Here is a 15,322-nt window from a genome sequence, read left to right on the forward strand (position 1 = left end):
GAGAGAATTTTATTCTAAATTTTCACTAATTGACGAGTTACCTGTGTTTTTTTATATTTCGTCCCTCTTACACGCTGGATAGTTGTATTTTTTGCAAAGAAAAGCGCGGATCGTCTTTGGCAGACAAAGAAAAAAGAACCAGCAGAACAAAATAATTTGTCTGCTGGTTCTTTCATTGCGAATAAAATCCTATTTCTTTTTATTTTTTTATTTTTTCGGTTGTCTTCAAAATGAACAATTGAAAGTTCAATTCCTTTTCGGCTTGTCCGGTTTTTACTTCGTAATCATTTTCCACCAGCTCGTCATACATGGAAACCAATAATTCTAAGGGGAATTTCGCTACCTGCTGCATCGCTAGTTTCACACGGTAAGGATGGACACCTAACGTCTCAGCAATATTGGCCTGCTGATAGCCGCTTTTTTGCAAGAGTTTCGTTTGCAGCAATAAACGGATTTGTCCGATCAAAATCGCTGTCAGTTTGATCGTTTCTTCTCCTTGTAAATGCAGCTCCTCATAGGTTTGGTAGGCTTTTTCAGTGTCACCCTTCAAAATTCGTTCTGTTAACTCAAAAATATTATGCTCTAGTGTTTTAGGCACTAAGTCTTCGACTAGCTGGAGGGTGATGGTTCCACCTTCGCCCGCCAACAATAATAATTTTTCTATTTCGTTCATTGCCTTTGAGAGATCAAAATCAGTCAAGCGCAAAAAGAGGTCAAAAGCTTCCTTGGAGATTTTCACGTTTGAGTTGGTAATATAACGCTGCAAGAAGCTGCGCAAATCTCGCTCCTGTAATGGTGCGGCATCAATGACCGTCGTTTTCTTTAATGTCTTCGTGATTTTCTTTCGCGCGTCAAGCTTAGGATATGTCGCCCAAAAAACCACGATCGATGTCTCCTGCGGCTGTTTCAAATAATCTACCAAGCCATCAACATCCTGATCAGGCACATTATTTTTCTTCTCGCCCGTCAAAAAGTAGGGCTTCTCGACAAAGATTAAGCGGTAATCGCCGAAAAAAGGCAATGTTTCTGCTTCATCGATGACTGCCCCGAGGCCGCTTTCCTCCATGTCAAAGGACATAAAGTTCAGTTCTTCCAAGTCATCGATCTTCATCCGATCGATAAAAGCTTGCCGCACTTCCTGGATTAGATAATCTTCTGTTCCTGTAACCAGATAGATCGGCTTTAGCGGTGCGTTTCTGATCTGCTGAAGGGCTTCCTGTGTGTTCATGCGATTACTCCTTATCTATTTAAAAAAGTTTGCTGTAAAATTTTGGATGGGTTGAATCTAAGAACCCGACTATCCATGCTACCATGATTACTCGATAAAATCTATCAGGACTTTGATTTTTCCGCGTTTGGTTAGCGCGGACCATTGATAGTAGACCATCCCCTGCTGATCCGTCCGAAAAACCTTCACCTGATACTTGTTTAGTTTTTCCAGCGTCTCTGCTGTAGGGTGACCGTAACGGTTCTTTTTGCCTACCGAAATGATACCATATTTTGGCTTGATTTTTTTCAAGAACTCTTCACCGGTGGAGGTGTTGCTGCCATGATGGCCGACCTTTAGAAAATCTGTTTTCAATTGCGGATAATTGTTCAGCAGCTTTTCTTCCCCCGTTGTTTCCAAGTCGCCCGTCAATAGAAAGCGCTGCTGATTTATTTGGAAATACGTGACTAACGAATCATCATTTTCCCCTTCGCTTTTCTCTGGTAAAAGAATTTGTACTTTTAAGTGCTTGCCGATCGTATCTCCCTGCTTTACGAGATGAATCTTCGTCCCTTTGACTCCCATCAACAGCTTCTTCAACTCCATTTGCGAACCGTCGGCTAAATAGAGGTTGTTTACTTTTATTTTGCTCATGACATTGTTTAATTCGCCCATATGATCCGCGTCGTTGTGGGTTACAAGTAAATGGTCGATTTTGCGGCAACCTAGTGATTTTAGGAAAGGGATCAAATTATAATCGGAAAGCTGCTTTGGCTGCCGGGCTTGCCATGGTTTTTGCTTGAAATTCAGCCGGCCGCCGGTATCGATCAAAAAGGTTTCCTGCTTGAAAGGCAGCTTGATAAAAATACTGTCCCCTTGTCCCACATCAACAAAAGCTACCATGCCGTTGGCTGAAAAAGCGATCGAAGCCACCAATAAGCAAACCGCTCCCAGTAGAAGGTAAAACGTTCGCTGATATTTCAGACGGTCAATAATTAATAGAACGAATAGAATAAGAAGTAAAAAGATTAAGAAGGCTGGTCTGCCTGTAGTTAAGTTAAGAATAGCCGCGAATGCTAACAGTTTTTCCAGCAGTAAAAATAGCTGCTCCATCCAGCTGGCGATCAGTTGAGGAAGCGGCAAAAAGCAGCCGAAAAATAGGATTAAGCACCCCGGAAGAATCAGCCACTCAAAAAGTGGAAATAATAATAAGGTAAATAGTCCGCCGATGATCGTCCATTCGCTGAAGCTGAAGATCAGAACAGGCAGCGACAAAATAGAAAATAGCAATGTCTGCTGCCACGCCTTGAGTCTTAGATCATTCAAATACACTAACAGTAAAGCGAAATATAAGCTCAATTGTGCGCCGACTGACCATAACACTAGTGGAAAGCCTAAAACTAGCAGAAACAGCATCAAACTCCACTGATCCAGCTTGGAGAGCAACACCTCAAAAGTCAAGCAGGCAAAAGCGATCAGAAAGCTTAAAACTGCCCGAATCGTACTAAACCCGCCACCGGTCAAACAAATCAGCAGCAAGCCGATTAGACTCAACAGGCCCAACCGAACTTCTCTAGTCAAGCCTGCCCGCTTCAACAGTAAATGAATGCCGCCTAAATAAAACTGAATATGCAAACCAGATAAAGTAAATAAATGCAGCAGGCCGGTTGTTTTATACGCTTCCGAGTATTCCGCAAACTCCGCATCCTTATAACCGATCACTAAAGCCTTGATGTAGCTGGCAAGACGCTTAGAATAATGCTGGTCAATCGTCCGAATCAAACGTTGGCGCAGATCACTCAGACCAAATCTGCTTCGCCGCAACGACTTTAATGACTTCACTTGAAGGGTTCGGCTAATCCCCAAACTTTGATAATACTTCTTAGCATCGAATCCGTTTAGATTTCTAGCCGGATCAAATTCTTCCGTTTCACCGCTCACGACTATATTATTGGGCGGTTTTTCTCCGTTCCATAATTCTTTTTCTTCTGGTGATTTCAAAGAATAGTAAACTAAATACTTTTTCCCATTGATTTTCCCAATCAGCTTTAAAAGATTTCCATCAACCTTAATCGAATCAGTTTGCAGCTTTAAGTGTTGATTCGTTATTGCTTCAGGAGCTTTGTCAAATTGGTTTACATAATAAAACGTTCGTAAACTAATAAAAAGACTGCACAAAAAAGCCAGCAGCAACAGCTTGCGGCTTTTCATGCAGCAAATACGCATCACAATAATAGTTAATACTAGCAGCAGCCAAAAATTGAATTGATAAATCAGACTCCCGCATAAAATCGCGGTCAGGATCGGTAATATCAGATAATTTCGAACCGCGGCTATCCTTCTAGGAATGTGGCAGCATCTTCTCCTAACTGCAGTTTCGTAAAGTATTTACTTTCCAAATGGACTTGATGGGCACTGGCCCCCACTTGATCGATCAGCTCGATGGCATAAGGATCATTGCGATAATCTTTCAGGTAATGGATTTTTTTGATGCCGGCTTGCAGCAGTGCTTTGGTACATTGCAAGCAAGGAAAATGAGTAACATACACTTCCGCTTGTTCCGTAGCAATGCCTAGCTTGGCACATTGCAGCAAAGCGTTCATCTCCGCATGGATCGTCCGCAGACAATGTCCGTCGACTACATAGCAGCCTTCATCCATACAATGAACATCGCCGCTGACGGAACCGTTATAGCCGCCTGCGATGATTCGCTTATCTCTCACGATCGTCGCGCCCACTTCTAAACGAGTGCAGGTGCTTCTTAATGATAGTAAAACGGCTTGCGCCATGAAATATTGGTCCCAAGGTATTCTTTCTGTCGTCAAATTGTTCGTCCTCACTTTCGATCTTTCTTATATTGTAATCGAGTCCTTCAAATTTTCAAGCGTCTTTTCGCCAATGCCAGATACTTTCGTCAAATCCTCTACCGCCTGAAAACTGCCATTTTCTTCACGGTATTTAATAATGTCTGCCGCCTTCTTTTCACCGATCCCTGATAATTGCTGCAATTCTGTCGCGTCCGCTGTATTGATATTGATTTTTTGAGTCGTACTGGAAGCCGCTGTACTCGTGCCCTGCTGAGGGGTTTCAGTGATCGTTGGGATTTCTTCGCCGACTTTTGGTACATAGATAATTTCCTGATCGGTCAATAATTTTGAAAAATTGACCTGATTTTGATCAGCTTCTGCTGTGAAGCCTCCAGCCAGATCAATCGCGTCCATCAGGCGCATTCCTTGGGTGATCCGATACATCCCGGTTTTTTTGACCGCGCCCTTCACATCAACAAACCACTCTTGGTTTTTGGATTCCGTTGTTGCCGTTATACTGCTTTCTGTCGAGAAAAGCGCGGGATCTGCCGCTGGGCTTTCAGGTTCTTTAGTCAAATAGAAGAATGCAACTGCTGCAAAGACGATCGGTATCGCCAGCAAATAAGGATATTTTTTTATATACTCTTTCATAACGACCTCCTTTTCAATAAGGTACGCAAATTTCTGCGATCGCTGTCTCATTTCAAAAAAAAAGAGCGCTAGACATTTTTGTCTAACACTCTCACTCATTTATTTCATCGTTTCCAAGTAATCCAACGCATCCTTGACTGTTTTAACTGGCACGATTTTCATATCTGTATCCAGCTTCTTAGCGGCTGCTTTGGCTTCTTCATAGTTTGATTTGATCCCTGGCTGTGCTTTTTTCATTTCCTTAGTGATCTCATCATCCGGTGCAAAGAAAACCTTGTTATTAGCTGCGGCTGCACTGGCTACTTTCTTATCGATCCCGCCGATTCTTCCGACTTCACCATCCGAATTGATCGTTCCGGTACCAGCGATTTTTTCGCCATGGCGCAAGTCTTTATCGACTAGCTGTTCGTAAATTTCTAAAGTAAACATCAAGCCTGCCGATGGTCCGCCGATATCGCCTGCATCAATTTTGACCTTGTCCTGTGAATCGATCTCGGTATGATCCGTCAGTGAGATGCCGATTCCCGGTTTTTTATCGGTTGGCAGTTTGATTAGTTTTTCAGTTGCTTCTTTGGTCTTGCCGTCGTGAACATAGGTGACCTTCATCTTTTGACCAACTTTTTGGGATTTCACATATTTCATGAAATCTTCACTGCTGGTAAAGGTCTTTCCATCCGCCTTCGTTACCGTATCGCCGACGCTGATCTTCCCGGAAAAGTTAGAATTCTTCTCCACACCTAGAACATAAACGCCTTTATATTGCATTTTATAGGGTTTATTGGCTAGTTTTAACGCCTGCTCGATAGCAAAATTTTGGGAGGTTTCCATGTTAAACTTTTGGATCTGCATGTATTCATCATCGCTGGCACCGCCGGTCAATTCATTCACCGAAATAATTTCACGAAAAGGGGTGAACTTGGCTCTTGCCGCGGTAAATACCGTCGCCCGCCTGATTCCTACAGATGTTAAACTGAATGAGCCCTTGTTCTCATCTTTTTTATCGTTGACGGTGATCAGTTCTTTTAAATTGATCGTCTCTCCCGGTTCTTCGATGTAATAAGGGATCGGAACAATCACACAGGCCACCACTGCCAGAGCTAAAAATATAAGTAATAATCGTTTGACAAGTTTATTGTTTTTCACTATTCTCACGCTTCTCTTCCAACGCCCGATAGACTGGTTCGGGCAGATATTCTTTGATGTCGCCGTTAAACGTCCAAACTTCCTTCAAAATCGAAGAGCTGATATGGCTGTATTTCGGCTGTGCTAATAAAAAGACGGTCTCCAGCTCATGATCCAAATGCTGGTTCATCAGGGCAATTTCTTTTTCATATTCATAATCTTTGATACTGCGGATACCTCGTAATAAAAACTTCGCTCCAAGCTCTTCTGCAACGTCGACTGTCAACTCATTTTTTTGAGTCATCACTCGTACATTGGGGATATGCTGGACCGATTCCTTTACGATAGCTAGTTTTTCTTCTGGGGTAAAGAAGCTTTTTTTTGTTGTATTGACGAAAACGCCGATGATCAGCTCATCAAACAATTTCGCTCCCCGTTCGATCGTATCTAAATGCCCCATTGTCAATGGATCAAAACTGCCGGGAAAAAGCGCGATTCGTTTCATCTTAATCCTCCTTAAAGGTCATCATCTCTATAAAGCAGCCAGAGAGCCTAATCATAAATCGTTACAGCGGTGATGCCGTAATCATGACGCTTGCGTTCTTTCAAGCTGCCGATGGTTTCTGGCAGCACGACTTCTTTATCCGTTTCACAAACTACGATCGCATTTTCTGTCAGCAAATCATTTTCCAGCAGCAGCTCGATCTGCTTTACGATCTCCTGTTTTGCATAAGGCGGATCTAATAAGACTAAATCAAATTGAGTTTTGCTTTCGATCAGCTTTTGGATCGCCTGATTTGCCGGCATCTTCATTAATTGAAAAGCCGCTTCATCTTTGGTCATAGCGACATTTTCACGAATGATCTCCATGGCACGGAAGTTCTTTTCTACTAAGACCGCTTGATCCATCCCGCGAGAGACCGCTTCGATGCCTAATGAGCCGCTGCCGGAGAATAAATCCAGCGCGATGCCTCCGTCGAAATACGGACCGATCATATTAAAAATAGCACCTTTTACTTTATCCGTCGTGGGCCGCGTATTATTTCCTGTTAAGGCTTTTAATTTACGACCGCCAAATTCACCTGCAACCACTCGCATGACTTACATGCCCCTCTCGTTTCTCGTCAACCAACTGGTCTTTTTGTGAAGGTTTTTAATGCTCAAATTGCACAAAAAAATAGACCACCTAATTTGACCTCTTTATTATCAAATAAAAAGATGAAAAATGTTTGAACAAATCAGACATTTTTCACCTTACTTAGACTGTTTCAGCTAATCGAATCTTTGTATTGGCTTCTACGACATCTAACTCATCGTCATCTTTTACTTGATAAGCGGCCTTCGTTCCAATTCGATCCGCAAAATTCATTTCGATATCTGGTCGGTAAGAACGCTCTACTTGGCGCACAAAATGTAAGCCCTGCAGCTTTTCTTCGGTTTCTTCCACGACCTCTTCGTTAACATATAAAACGACATATTTCATTTTTCGTGAAACAAAATGAATCAAACCAAATCGTTTCAAGGTTTTTAATTGCTTCAAGGAATAGACCCAAACAATTATCCCTCGTCTTTTTTGCATTACAAACTCAGTATTATCCATGACAATTCCCCTTACAACTCTGATTCCCTGTTTCAAAAAAAGGATTTCCTGCATCAACTTTGATCTCTGCTGAGATGGTTTGTGCCAAACAGATGCCGATTTCATCCAGCAACTGTTGGAAGTCTGTCTCAGCTAAGCGAAAGGCGGCAACTTTTTCATTTAGATCAAGCGCCCGTTTGCTCACACGAACTTTTCGCTGCTGCTGGCGGTAATCTGGTGCATACTCTCCATAGGCTGCGATTTGTTCGAATTTATCTTTTTCAGCTTGAAACGTTTTTTTCAGCTTCGCGACTTCTGGGCAATCATTCATCTGTTTTCTTGCCTGCAGATAGTTTTTATAGCTTTGACTCGCTAAAATTTCCTGAATCAATCGCTGATTCTGATCCTCCAGCTGAAAGAAAGCATCATTAATAATCAACCTAGTCACTATCCTTTGTTTTTTCTGGTTCCTGTAACAAGACTAGCACACTTTCTTGATCAATTGCAACGCCAAGCTCTGACTCTGAAGCCGTAATGATCTCATTCAAATGCTCATGACTGATCCAATCAAAAAGATTGAACAGCGGATCGATCATCGGCGAGTAAAAAAAGCCCTCTTTATAATTGATCTTGGCATTTTTAGCCAAATCTTTAAATTCGGTGGATGATAGTTCAAAGGACAGATTGCTTAGATGTGCCCCTTGATCAGTCTGCCACTCTTCTAGTCGGTCATTATTCAGCACTTTTTTCGGTGCGGTTAAAAAACCCTTTAACAGCTTTTTACTGTCACTTATTGCATTATCAGCAGTCGGCAGTTCGTCTAGCTTCTGTAAAGTGCGATAAAAGTTGATCGCTCCGATCGTTCGTTCCTGCTTTTGCTGATTTAAGACATTCCAATCAAGATTGCTTTCCTGCACTCGATTAGCTAAGGGATTGCCGCTGTTAATCTGATATGGCATCAAACGCAACAAATTTTCCATATCTAAATAAACGGCACCGATCATTTTTTCATTGTCTCCGTTGAAAAAAAGCATCGCAAAGGTATCATTATCAAATGCGACTAAAGGACGAAAACGCATATCATTCTCGCTTAGCTCGATATCCACAGGTTCCTCATCGTAGCTCAGGGCAAAAGCTGCGGACAAGTTGATTTGATCCGACAGCTGACTGCTGGTCATCCCGAATTTAAAGGGTTTAATCTCCGCTTTTTTCGCCATGACCTTGATCGTACTAACTTTGCCTGCCTCCACATTCACTTCCAAAATCCCTTTATCTAAAGCATAATCACGGGTTTGAAAGAAAAAGCCGCTGTCCTCAATCTTCGTTGGACGGCCAAACTCCTGCTCAAATGTTTCGATGGGCTGTGAAATATAGTTCGCATACCCTTCAGCCTTGATCGTCTGATGCTTTAAGGCCTTATGCCGCACCACCTGATTAGTTGGTGTGACAGGGGATTTTCCCTGCGTAGGTGGAAAGAGGACTGGCTGCAGATAGTAGCCAATCAAAACCAAGAATAGAATACTAAGAAAACCAATCACTCTCTTCACACAAAACGCTCCTAAATCATATTAATAAACAAAACTATTTTTCTTTAACTTCAATCAGCAAGTCGCCAGAAGTGATGCTTTCGCCTTCTTCAACATACAGATGCGAAACTTTCCCGGCAAAACGGGCATCGATCGAAGTTTCCATCTTCATTGCTTCTGTGATCAGCAACGGCTGACCCTTTTCAACATGATCGCCTTTTTCAACTAAGACTTTCAAGACTGATCCGCTCATGGTCGCACCGATTTGTTCGCGGTTCGTTGGTTCAGCTTTGCGCTTCGCCTGAACAGCACTCTTGATTGACGCATCTTTCACGAGGATTTCGCGACGTTGGCCATTCAAGTTGAAGAACAAGGTGCGGTTTCCTTCGATATCAGCTTCACCGATTTCGTCCAAACGAATAATCAAGGTCTTGCCTTTTTCGATTTGAACATTGACGGTTTCACCCAGACGCATACCAGCAAAGAAAGTCGGTGTGTCTAACAAGGTAACATCCGCAAACTGTTCGTAAGATTTTTGATAGTCTAAGAATACCTGCGGATACATCAAGTAGCTTAAAACATCCGTCTTGCTCGGTTCAAAACCGATCAATTCCTGTAATTCCGCTTTTACCTTTTCAAATTTAACCGGCTCAGCAAATTTACCTGGGCGCTCCTGCAAGGCAGGACGACCTTGTAAAATAATCTGCTGCAGTTTTTCAGGGAACCCGCCAACTGGCTGACCTAGTTCGCCTTGGAAGAAGCTGATAACAGAATCAGGGTAGCTCAATTCATCGCCGCGATCGTAGATATCTTGTTCTGTTAGATCATTTTGCACCATAAATAGCGCCATATCACCGACAACCTTAGATGATGGGGTTACTTTTACGATATCGCCAAACATCATGTTGACTTTTTGGTACATTACTTTGATTTCATCCCATTTTTCGCCTAAACCAACCGCCTTGGCCTGCTGCTGCAGATTTGAATACTGTCCACCCGGCATTTCATGGTTATAGACTTCGGTTTGAGCCGCCATAATACCATTTTCAAAGCTTGAATAGTACGGACGAACCTCCTCCCAATAATGGTTTAATTGACGAACGTTCTTCAAGTTCAAATCAGGCGCACGGTCTCCGTATTGCAGCGCGTAATACAAACTGCTCATACTTGGCTGACTTGTTGCTCCGCTCATTGCACTGGTTGCCACGTCAACGATATCCACGCCGGCTTTAACAGCCGCAGATAACGTAATGATCCCGTTTCCGGCAGTGTCATGTGTGTGCAAATGAATCGGCAGGTCAGTCGTTTCTTTCAGTTCACTGATCAAACGGAAGGCCGCTTGCGGTTTCAATAAGCCAGCCATATCTTTGATCGCGATCACATGGGCACCGCTGGCTTCCAATTCTTTCGCCATATCTTTGTAGTATTGCACATTGTATTTGGTCCGACTGTCATCTAGGATATCGCCGGTATAACAAATCGCCGCTTCCGCAATCTTTCCTGCGTCACGAACGTATTGAATACTTTTCTCCATTTGCGGAATCCAGTTCAAGCTGTCGAAGATTCGGAAAACATCGATTCCATGATAAGCCGCTTCTTTGATAAACTCTTCCAGCACATTATCTGGATAGTTGGAATAGCCAACAGCGTTTGAACCGCGAAACAGCATTTGCAAGAGCGTATTCGGCATTGCTTTACGCAATAATTTCAGACGTTTCCAAGGATCTTCCGTTAAGAAGCGATACGCCACGTCAAATGTCGCGCCGCCCCACATCTCGCTGGAGAACAGCTCAGGAATCCCTTCGCCAGTTGCTTGAGCGACATTCACTAAATCATGCGTTCTTACCCGAGTAGCCAATAAGCTTTGGTGAGCATCACGGAAGGTCGTGTCAGTTAATAGAACAGAATCTTGATCCTTCACCCATTTTGCTACTGCTTCTGGGCCTTCTTTATCCAAAATATTCTTAGCGGTAATGATTTCTCTTTTCTCGATTTTTGGTGTTCGAGGTGTTTCAAAATAACGCTTCTCTTGTTTTTCAATACCCGGGAAGCCGTTCACCGTAATCTCTGAAATGTAACGCATCGTTTTATTTCCACGGTCACGCACACGCGGGAATTCAAATAATTCAGGCGTGTTATCAATGAATGTCGTCTTCGCGTCTCCGCTTTGGAAAACAGGATGGCTGATCACGTTATGCATGAAGGGAATATTCGTTTTAACTCCCCGCACACGGAACTCGATTAAACAACGCTGCATTTTTTCGATCGCTTGATCAAAATTCAACGCATGTGTACACACTTTTACCAATAATGAGTCGAAGTATGGTGTAACAGTCGCGCCTGCATAAGCATTCCCTACGTCTAAACGCACACCGAACCCACCTGGTGAACGGTACGTATCGATTTTTCCTGTATCAGGCATAAACCCGTTCAACGGATCTTCAGTCGTCACACGACATTGGATCGCAGCACCAGACATTTTAATACCATCTTGCTCAGGCAAGCCGATTTCTTTGTGCAGGTCTTTTCCTTGAGCGATCATTAATTGTGAAGTAACAATATCTACACCAGTGATTAATTCAGTGATGGTATGCTCAACTTGAACACGAGGATTGACTTCGATGAAATAGAAATTATCGCCTTCGACCAAAAATTCCACTGTACCGGCATTGACATAGCCGACATGCTTCATTAATTGAACTGCCGCTTGGCAGATTTTTTCCCGTTGTTCATCATTTAAAGAAATACATGGGGCAACTTCAACCACTTTTTGATGGCGGCGTTGCACCGAACAATCACGTTCAAATAAATGCAATACATTTCCATGTGTGTCCCCTAAAATTTGGACTTCGATATGTTTAGGATTGGCAACATATTTTTCGACATAGATCTCATCATTACCAAAGGCCGCTTTCGCTTCACTTTTGGCACGATCATAGCCTTCTCTGGCTTCTTTTTCATCATGAGCCACCCGCATTCCGCGACCGCCGCCGCCTAAAGCAGCTTTGATCATAATCGGATAACCATGTGATTCAGCAAATTCCAAGACGCCTTCGATCGTGTCCACCGGACCATCTGAACCAGGAATTGACGGAATCCCCGCTTCTAATGCCGCTGTTTTAGCCTTGATCTTATCGCCGAAAATATCTAAGTGATGCAACTCGGGACCAACAAAGATCAGTCCTTCTTCACGACATCGTTTCGCGAATTCCAAGTTTTCTGAAAGGAAGCCGTAGCCTGGATGGATCGCATCCACCTTCGCTTCTTTGGCCACTCGAATAATATCCTCAATATCTAAGTACGCATCGATCGGTTTTTTCCCTTTGCCGACTAAATACGCCTCATCTGATTTGAAGCGGTGAACCGAATACTGATCTTCCTCCGCGAAGATCGCTACCGTTTTAATGTTTAATTCGCTACACGCGCGAAACACCCGCGTTGCAATTTCTCCTCTATTTGCTACCAATACCTTTTTCATGCACTTCACTCCTGACTTTTTAAGTATTCATACTCGATTGCTAGTTTGGTCCGTTTTTCATCTGCACTGATGTTCAATGCAAAAGCTACGCCCACTGACAATACGAGTAAGCTATTTCCCCCTTGACTCAAAAACGGGAAGGTAATCCCAGTCAATGGAATAATTCCTAAAATACCACCAAGATTAATAAAAACCTGTAATAACAACAAACTTCCAATTCCGATACAAATCAATGAATTGAAAGGCTTTTTCGAACGAATCCCAACCAAGTAGATCCGTGCGATCATGAAAATCAAAATTGCTAGTATAACCAAAGCGCCGATCAAACCAACTTCTTCTATCACAATAGAAAAAATGAAGTCCGTATGAGCTTCACTTAAAAAACCTTTTTTTTCGATACTATTCCCTAAGCCGCGGCCAAACCAGCCGCCGTTGAACATCGCATAATAGCCGTTGACCATTTGGTGCCCTTGATCCAGTTCATACTTAAAGGGATTTTTGAAGCTTTCAAAACGGCTGAAGATGTATTGCAGCTTTCCTGGGAAAATGGCGCTACCAAAACGGGTCAACACCTCGATCACCAGAACACTGCCCAAAATACCAGTGCCGCCAATGATCAAACTATAGACCCAGTTGACACCGCTGGCTAAAAGTAAAATCAGCGCCAACAATGTGATAATTGCCGCGTTCCCCATATCAGGCTGGATCGCTACTAAAAAGATCATTGCGAAAACCAGCAGCAAAGGACGTTTCATATCAGTAACAAAATTATCTTGGATCGTTTCCTGCCTTTTTGACAAAATATACGACAAGTACCAAACGACCATGATTTTCAAATACTCGGCCGGCTGCATACTAAAGGAACCAATCCGAATCCATCCTTTAGCTCCGTTGACCTCTTCTCCAACAAAAAAGACAACAATCAACAGAATGAAGATCAAATAAGTCGCAAAAATAATCAGCTGCTGACTTTTCAATACATCAGTTTTCATCTTGTACATCAAACTGATCGCAATTAAACTTAAAACCCAAAAAATCCCTTGGTTCATCACCAGACTTGTTGGGTTTGCATCATTTGTGATCAACAAATAAGAAGTTGAACTGTAAACAAAAATCAATCCGATCACAGTCAAAATCAAATAAGGAATCAAAATACTATAATCTAAAAAATGACGTTTCTTTATCTTCGTGGGCAAGGGTTAAGCCTCCCAGCCGGCATCCGTCATATCCTGACGAGTTTCGTACAATTCCGTATATAAACGATTCAGCTCAGCTTCCAAGTCACTAAGCATTTGCTGTCCTTCTCCCCGCTTCAAGATACCTACCTTTTCAGCAAAGAATACTTGACGTGAGAAGCCATACATTTGTGTATCAACGACTTCCTCAAAAGCTTTGCATTGAGAGATACACAAACTATTCGTTTGATTGCGAATCAACAGTTTAATCCGATCTGCATCTTCTTGCAACACTTTAACGGCAAAATCAGAAGAAATATTTTCCATTTTGCTTCCCTCCTATCTTGATTTCAACATTATAACATAGAAAAAATTTAAAAAGGGAAAAAAAACGCGAGACTAAGCTTTTTCTAAACTCTTTGTTCGGGTTTTGACTTTTGCACAGCTCAGAGAATATTACAAAGAGATTACAACCCAGAAACTTTAAATGAAAACGCGAAAAATCAATTCTTTTTACGATTCTCGTTGTGAAACAAATGCGAAATATGAAACATAACAGTTTTTGCCATCTTTATCCAAGACATCGGAAAAATCAGCGATTAAAAGCTATTTGAAATGGATAAAATCTAGCTTTTATCCCAAGAAAACTCATTAGCCGCAGCGTTCTGTCCACGACAAATAGCCTGCGGACCCAGCAGGCTAAAAATTTGATTCAGTTTGTTTACTGCAGCGTTGCAGTAAGTATCTGTCTCATACCAACGTTGGATTTATCGATGAGACAAACACAGCTGCTTACTCTCGTTTCCGGATACGATCAAGTAATCGCGTTCGTTTCCTTTTAACTTTTTCTGGCGGTGATTGGGTAATCACCGGAGGAGACTCTTCTTCGACGATTCTCTCGGTCAAAACCAGTTTTGCCGGACTTGCCTTATTCTCGATCTTTATATCTTCTAAACGAGCTCCAGCAGGCATACAAGCACTAATAATTATCATCGCCTGACTTTCCGTTAATTCACTTGGATTCATCCCCTCTGGCAATCCAATCGTTTGGATCAGAATACCCGGTTTCGGCTTTTCTTCTGTGATCACTAGATCCTCTGGTATATTGATCTTATTTAATTTCTCCGCAGGTTCTTCTACTTGCGGGAGTGCTTCTTCTTTGCTTAGTTGAGCATCCAATACTGGCGCTTCTTCATCAGCTTCTGTATCAAAGATCGGACTTTCGATTTCTTCGATAATTGTTGCATGTTTTAATTTCTTATATAAACCTACGCCATCTTTTTCAAATAGATTCAACAGCGTGAACTTCTCTAAAGTCGCTTTGAGTTCTGCGGCAGAGTTGCGCATACTAAAATCCTTCAAGCGCAAATGCTGCTCTTTTCCATTACTATTTTCAAATTCAATATCTAATGTCGCCATTTTTTCAGTCCCTTCGTTTAATTTTCTTCTTGTTCTTTATTTGTTCCTCTTCATGAACCGACTAATCCTGCTAGTGGTTCTTTGATAAATTGCGTAAATAATGTTTTCAGCTTTTCAGCGATATACGTTTTTGCCGGAAATAATTTGATCAGCAGCACACGCCATTCCTTCTTATCAAAATACTCCTCAAAAAATATATAAAAACGACGCAAAGTCGCATTGGATTTTGTTTTCATAAAAATATAATGCACTAAATCGGCCAGCATAAATGAAAAATCTGCCAAGCCTAATTCTTCTCTTACTTGAAGCGCTACCAAAAGTCTGAGCGCGCTGTCGCTGTCATTCGTTTCGTTATAGA

15 protein-coding genes are annotated in these 15,322 nt (G+C 42.2%); all 15 read right to left on the reverse strand.

Features of this window, described 5'->3' with window-relative positions; all coding sequences use genetic code 11:
• Window positions 1-199: 199 nt before the first annotated feature.
• Window positions 200-1,228 carry a DNA polymerase III subunit delta gene (holA, locus tag A5875_RS05235; RefSeq protein ID WP_088932635.1) on the reverse strand — a complete coding sequence of 343 codons (1,029 nt, stop codon included), beginning with the start codon at window positions 1,226-1,228 and terminating at the stop codon, window positions 200-202.
• Window positions 1,229-1,315: 87 nt separating this feature from the next.
• Entirely contained in the window at window positions 1,316-3,418 is a 2,103-nt protein-coding gene (locus A5875_RS05240; RefSeq protein ID WP_242551231.1) for a DNA internalization-related competence protein ComEC/Rec2, read from the reverse strand.
• 122 nt (window positions 3,419-3,540) lie between these two features.
• Window positions 3,541-4,032 carry a ComE operon protein 2 gene (locus tag A5875_RS05245; protein ID WP_088932637.1) on the reverse strand — a complete coding sequence of 164 codons (492 nt, stop codon included), beginning with the start codon at window positions 4,030-4,032 and terminating at the stop codon, window positions 3,541-3,543.
• 27 nt (window positions 4,033-4,059) lie between these two features.
• Window positions 4,060-4,665 carry a helix-hairpin-helix domain-containing protein gene (locus A5875_RS05250; RefSeq protein ID WP_088932638.1) on the reverse strand — a complete coding sequence of 202 codons (606 nt, stop codon included), beginning with the start codon at window positions 4,663-4,665 and terminating at the stop codon, window positions 4,060-4,062.
• 99 nt (window positions 4,666-4,764) lie between these two features.
• Window positions 4,765-5,808 carry a SepM family pheromone-processing serine protease gene (locus A5875_RS05255; protein WP_176244622.1) on the reverse strand — a complete coding sequence of 348 codons (1,044 nt, stop codon included), beginning with the start codon at window positions 5,806-5,808 and terminating at the stop codon, window positions 4,765-4,767.
• On the reverse strand, window positions 5,795-6,292 hold the full coding sequence (coaD, locus tag A5875_RS05260) for a pantetheine-phosphate adenylyltransferase (protein WP_088932640.1): 498 nt from the start codon (window positions 6,290-6,292) through the stop codon (window positions 5,795-5,797). The genes A5875_RS05255 and coaD overlap by 14 nt, the downstream gene beginning before the upstream one ends.
• Window positions 6,293-6,339: 47 nt before the next feature.
• Entirely contained in the window at window positions 6,340-6,885 is a 546-nt protein-coding gene (gene rsmD, locus A5875_RS05265; RefSeq protein ID WP_088932641.1) for a 16S rRNA (guanine(966)-N(2))-methyltransferase RsmD, read from the reverse strand.
• Between the two features lie 160 nt (window positions 6,886-7,045).
• Complete coding sequence (locus tag A5875_RS05270; RefSeq protein WP_171005009.1) at window positions 7,046-7,393, reverse strand: YlbG family protein; 348 nt, start codon at window positions 7,391-7,393, stop codon at window positions 7,046-7,048.
• The gene (locus tag A5875_RS05275; protein WP_088932643.1) at window positions 7,380-7,805 is read right to left on the reverse strand and encodes a YlbF family regulator; all 426 of its coding nucleotides are present in this window, start codon (window positions 7,803-7,805) and stop codon (window positions 7,380-7,382) included. Before A5875_RS05275 ends, A5875_RS05270 begins: the two co-directional genes overlap by 14 nt.
• Window position 7,806: 1 nt before the next feature.
• Window positions 7,807-8,913 carry a CAP-associated domain-containing protein gene (locus A5875_RS05280; RefSeq protein ID WP_088932644.1) on the reverse strand — a complete coding sequence of 369 codons (1,107 nt, stop codon included), beginning with the start codon at window positions 8,911-8,913 and terminating at the stop codon, window positions 7,807-7,809.
• Window positions 8,914-8,947: 34 nt separating this feature from the next.
• Window positions 8,948-12,370: a pyruvate carboxylase gene (locus A5875_RS05285; RefSeq protein ID WP_088932645.1), complete on the reverse strand. Its 3,423-nt coding sequence runs from the start codon at window positions 12,368-12,370 to the stop codon at window positions 8,948-8,950.
• Window positions 12,371-12,375: 5 nt separating this feature from the next.
• A complete protein-coding gene (locus A5875_RS05290) occupies window positions 12,376-13,566 on the reverse strand; it encodes an FtsW/RodA/SpoVE family cell cycle protein (RefSeq protein WP_088932646.1) in 1,191 nt (396 codons plus the stop codon).
• Window positions 13,567-13,569: 3 nt separating this feature from the next.
• Window positions 13,570-13,872 carry a YlaN family protein gene (locus A5875_RS05295; protein WP_088932647.1) on the reverse strand — a complete coding sequence of 101 codons (303 nt, stop codon included), beginning with the start codon at window positions 13,870-13,872 and terminating at the stop codon, window positions 13,570-13,572.
• Between the two features lie 465 nt (window positions 13,873-14,337).
• Window positions 14,338-14,964, reverse strand: a complete 627-nt coding sequence (locus A5875_RS05300; protein WP_088932648.1) for a DUF2922 family protein — start codon at window positions 14,962-14,964, stop codon at window positions 14,338-14,340.
• 50 nt (window positions 14,965-15,014) lie between these two features.
• A partial coding sequence (locus tag A5875_RS05305) for a hypothetical protein (RefSeq protein WP_088932649.1) occupies window positions 15,015-15,322 on the reverse strand: 308 nt, incomplete at its 5' end.

Source organism: Enterococcus sp. 3H8_DIV0648, assembly GCF_002140655.1.
GTDB lineage: Bacteria > Bacillota > Bacilli > Lactobacillales > Enterococcaceae > Enterococcus_A > Enterococcus_A hulanensis.

Excerpts from the sequence above, each read along its gene's own strand:
- A5875_RS05250 (WP_088932638.1), bottom strand. The coding sequence starts at position 4,665 with ATGAAAGAGTATATAAAAAAATATCCTTATTTGCTGGCGATACCGATC.
- rsmD (WP_088932641.1), bottom strand. The coding sequence starts at position 6,885 with ATGCGAGTGGTTGCAGGTGAATTTGGCGGTCGTAAATTAAAAGCCTTA.
- A5875_RS05295 (WP_088932647.1), bottom strand. The coding sequence starts at position 13,872 with ATGGAAAATATTTCTTCTGATTTTGCCGTTAAAGTGTTGCAAGAAGAT.
- holA (WP_088932635.1), bottom strand. The coding sequence starts at position 1,228 with ATGAACACACAGGAAGCCCTTCAGCAGATCAGAAACGCACCGCTAAAG.
- coaD (WP_088932640.1), bottom strand. The coding sequence starts at position 6,292 with ATGAAACGAATCGCGCTTTTTCCCGGCAGTTTTGATCCATTGACAATG.
- A5875_RS05240 (WP_242551231.1), bottom strand. The coding sequence starts at position 3,418 with ATGAAAAGCCGCAAGCTGTTGCTGCTGGCTTTTTTGTGCAGTCTTTTT.
- A5875_RS05300 (WP_088932648.1), bottom strand. The coding sequence starts at position 14,964 with ATGGCGACATTAGATATTGAATTTGAAAATAGTAATGGAAAAGAGCAG.
- A5875_RS05285 (WP_088932645.1), bottom strand. The coding sequence starts at position 12,370 with ATGAAAAAGGTATTGGTAGCAAATAGAGGAGAAATTGCAACGCGGGTG.